Origin of the sequence: Bradyrhizobium sp. MOS002, from assembly GCF_003020115.1 — a bacterium.
GTDB lineage: Bacteria > Pseudomonadota > Alphaproteobacteria > Rhizobiales > Xanthobacteraceae > Bradyrhizobium.
Genome location: NZ_PYFX01000059.1, coordinates 1 through 2,671, shown reverse-complemented (window position 1 = coordinate 2,671; position 2,671 = coordinate 1). Strand labels below are relative to the sequence as shown.

At 60.0% G+C, this 2,671-nt stretch carries 3 protein-coding genes and 1 pseudogene; all 4 read left to right on the top strand.

Translation table 11 applies throughout. The features are described from left to right. Positions 1–568: 568 nt before the first annotated feature. A pseudogene (locus C7G41_RS38705) lies at positions 569–760 on the top strand (response regulator); the annotation flags it as partial. Between the two features lie 460 nt (positions 761–1,220). Further along, positions 1,221–1,484 carry a hypothetical protein gene (locus C7G41_RS36775; protein WP_106947070.1) on the top strand — a complete coding sequence of 88 codons (264 nt, stop codon included), beginning with the start codon at positions 1,221–1,223 and terminating at the stop codon, positions 1,482–1,484. An 83-nt stretch (positions 1,485–1,567) separates the two neighbouring features. Further along, entirely contained in the window at positions 1,568–1,723 is a 156-nt protein-coding gene (locus C7G41_RS37575) for a hypothetical protein (RefSeq protein ID WP_158268096.1), read from the top strand. Between the two features lie 87 nt (positions 1,724–1,810). Further along, on the top strand, positions 1,811–2,059 hold the full coding sequence (locus C7G41_RS36765) for a hypothetical protein (protein WP_106947068.1): 249 nt from the start codon (positions 1,811–1,813) through the stop codon (positions 2,057–2,059). Positions 2,060–2,671: the final 612 nt, after the last annotated feature.

The window sequence follows — 2,671 nt, the reverse complement described above, 5'->3', positions numbered from 1 at the left end:
GGCTCACTGAAGCTAACCCAATCGAGGCGTTCAGTGACCGGACATCACCTGTGCACACCGAGCTCGTGGCCATTCTCCACCAACTGGCTTCGCCGCCCGCCGCGTCGGCGCACGCCTGATTGCGACATGACGTTACCAGGACCCGGCTTCTCCTTTTGGGCAGATAGCGTCATTTTGCTGAATTGCGGAGTTTGATTGCTGCGGGGGGTTGGCGCACATTGAGTAGCACGACCCGCACTCCACACTGCTCAACCACGGATTTTATCGCACCAGATACCCTCGATAAATGCGGTCGCGCGGTCCCCGCAAGCAATTTTCGGCCCCGAAGAACCTATCGACCGTTGAGAGGGACACGCCATCATCGGACGGTCAGCGCCAGCGCTCGGGCGTCACTTAAGGAGGGCAACCGCGCTCGTCCCGGAGACGGAACAGGCGTTTAAGATCGCCGGACTAACATGGGTAAAAGGCACTTCTCGGCAGGGCTGCTAAGGATCATGCACGTCGGGAGCGATCAAGGAGTCGCGGAGTGCAAAGTAGCAAAGTCATAGTCGCAGATGACGACCCGGGCATGTTGAAGGCGGTCCAACGGCTGCTACGCCAGCACAACTATGAACCGATCCTCTTCTCGTCTGCTGAAGAGCTGGAGCAGCACGCCGACATCAGCAACGCGCTCTGCATCATCTTGGACATCAACCTCGACCGCAGTTCAGGTATCGACCTTCGTCATCAACTCAAAGCCAAAGGGGCTTCGGTCCCGGTCATTTTCATCACGGGCAATGCGACCCCGTCCGTACGTGAGGCCGCACTGCGATCTGGATGCCGTCGCATTTCTGACCAAGCCGTTCTCAGCCCACGAACTGATCGAGCCGCTCAAGAAAGCGTCGGGAGGGTAAAGCTAAGTGCCCGAGTTCCGGGCCCTTGCACTCTGTACTTTGGGACAATGCACCACAGGACACCTTTCGCTAAGTTGATTTCTGAGTTTGGATTGTCAGGTACCAGCCCCCCAATCAATACAGGTACACAGCCCCCCGTGGCCCCAGTTTCCCCAAGGACTGGGGCCACACCTTTTCACGTCTCGGCGCTCGTTCTTGCTGTTTCACTCGCACATCGGTCGTTGATCTGGGTCAACGTCCGCGATCCCTTGGGCACTCATGCTATGTTCAGCCGCGCTGGAAGTGGCTCCATCACCTTTCAGTCGCAAGCGCGAAGAGGAGTTACCCATGAATCCGACGAAGCGTATTTCGATCAAGTCAGCGACTGTTGCCGGGATGGCTCTCAGCGCCCTTTTGGGACTTGCAGGTGTCACCCTCAATCCGGCACCAGCCAAGGCGGTCGTGTACTGCACGTACGAGGGCTATCCCGGGGGGTGCGTTGCCCGGGCAGGTGTCGTGCTCCGGCCGCGTCCTGTGGCGCGCGCTGCGGTTCGTCATAACGCCGGCGGCAACATGAACGGTGGCGTCAATCGCGTTGGCGCGCGGCGGTAAAGCATCCGAGGTTCTTTGTCTATGGTCCCATGCCGCTGATGATGGGGGGGTTATCTGGCTGCCTACATCGAGAGGAGAAGCAGATGATTTGGATCATACTGTCGTGGGCGTTCTTCGCGTTCGTCTTGTTCGCGCTTTCTGTCTACGCATGGCGTAACCTGTTCAAGACCGAGCGGGTTGTGAGACCGTACATCGACGACATTCCGTTCCGGCCTAATCGCTACCGTCTCAATGACTGACTTAGTGCGAACCAACGTGCCCACCCTGCGGCATGGCTCGAAGCCCGGCGCGGAGGACAGGCGAGACCAAGACCGGCGGCGTTTTGCATGAAGCATACGTGGTATGTCACCTTTGAAGTGCCGCCGGATGGCACGTTGTTAAAGCGGCGACATCCGCGCCTGACCAAGACGTTTCTCACCGAAGTAGAGGCGCGGGATTTTGCGCGAGCGAAATTCATCGAAGGATTGAATGTCACTGCAGGGAGCATCATCCCGCACCTGCCCAGAGTGTCGATCCCGTCGACCGAAATCCCAGCATGGCTTGAACCATCCGGCCAAGTTGATCCAAATCAATAAGCAGACCGCGGACGGCCGTGAGATTACTCAGACGGGGCAGCAACCGGGAGCCTGAGAATGAGTGACCATTCGGAGCCAGAACAGGTATGTCGTCGCAACGCACTAACCTTCCTTGGATACGCAGGGATGTTTGGGCTTGTGGCTTCGTCCTCAATTTTTTCGGACTCAGAGGCTGTGGCACAAACCACCGCGCCAGCCGCCGCGCCTGCGACGCCGCCAGCGGACGCGCCGAAGTCAGGCACAGAACGCCGTCAGGAACGGCGTAGCGGGCGAACCGAGCGCCGGCAGGAGCGCCGCATCGGACGCGCGGAGCGGCGGCAAGAGCGACGCACAGGACGCGACGAGCGAAGGGATGCTCGCAACGGCACCCCGGCCGCCACAACGACCACCGAGCAAAAAAAATAGTCCGTTCATTCGGCCAGCTCAGGAGCCGGGCCGCCTCACCGGAGGCCCGGGGAGCCCGTACAGAAGCCCGCCAGCGCCGGGCGGCAGACACACCGGGGCAAGCCGGGCCAGTTTGCCAGCCGATGCCTCAGCCGTCCGTTGTGGCAATGCACCGGCAAGGCAGGCATCTGTAGACGTGCAGGGCTTTGTGAATTCCGATCTGGGGCA

What these genes read in the sequence shown, in the direction of transcription:
- C7G41_RS36775 (WP_106947070.1), top strand. Translation starts at nt 1,221, where the DNA reads ATGAATCCGACGAAGCGTATTTCGATCAAGTCAGCGACTGTTGCCGGG.
- C7G41_RS37575 (WP_158268096.1), top strand. Translation starts at nt 1,568, where the DNA reads ATGATTTGGATCATACTGTCGTGGGCGTTCTTCGCGTTCGTCTTGTTC.
- C7G41_RS36765 (WP_106947068.1), top strand. Translation starts at nt 1,811, where the DNA reads ATGAAGCATACGTGGTATGTCACCTTTGAAGTGCCGCCGGATGGCACG.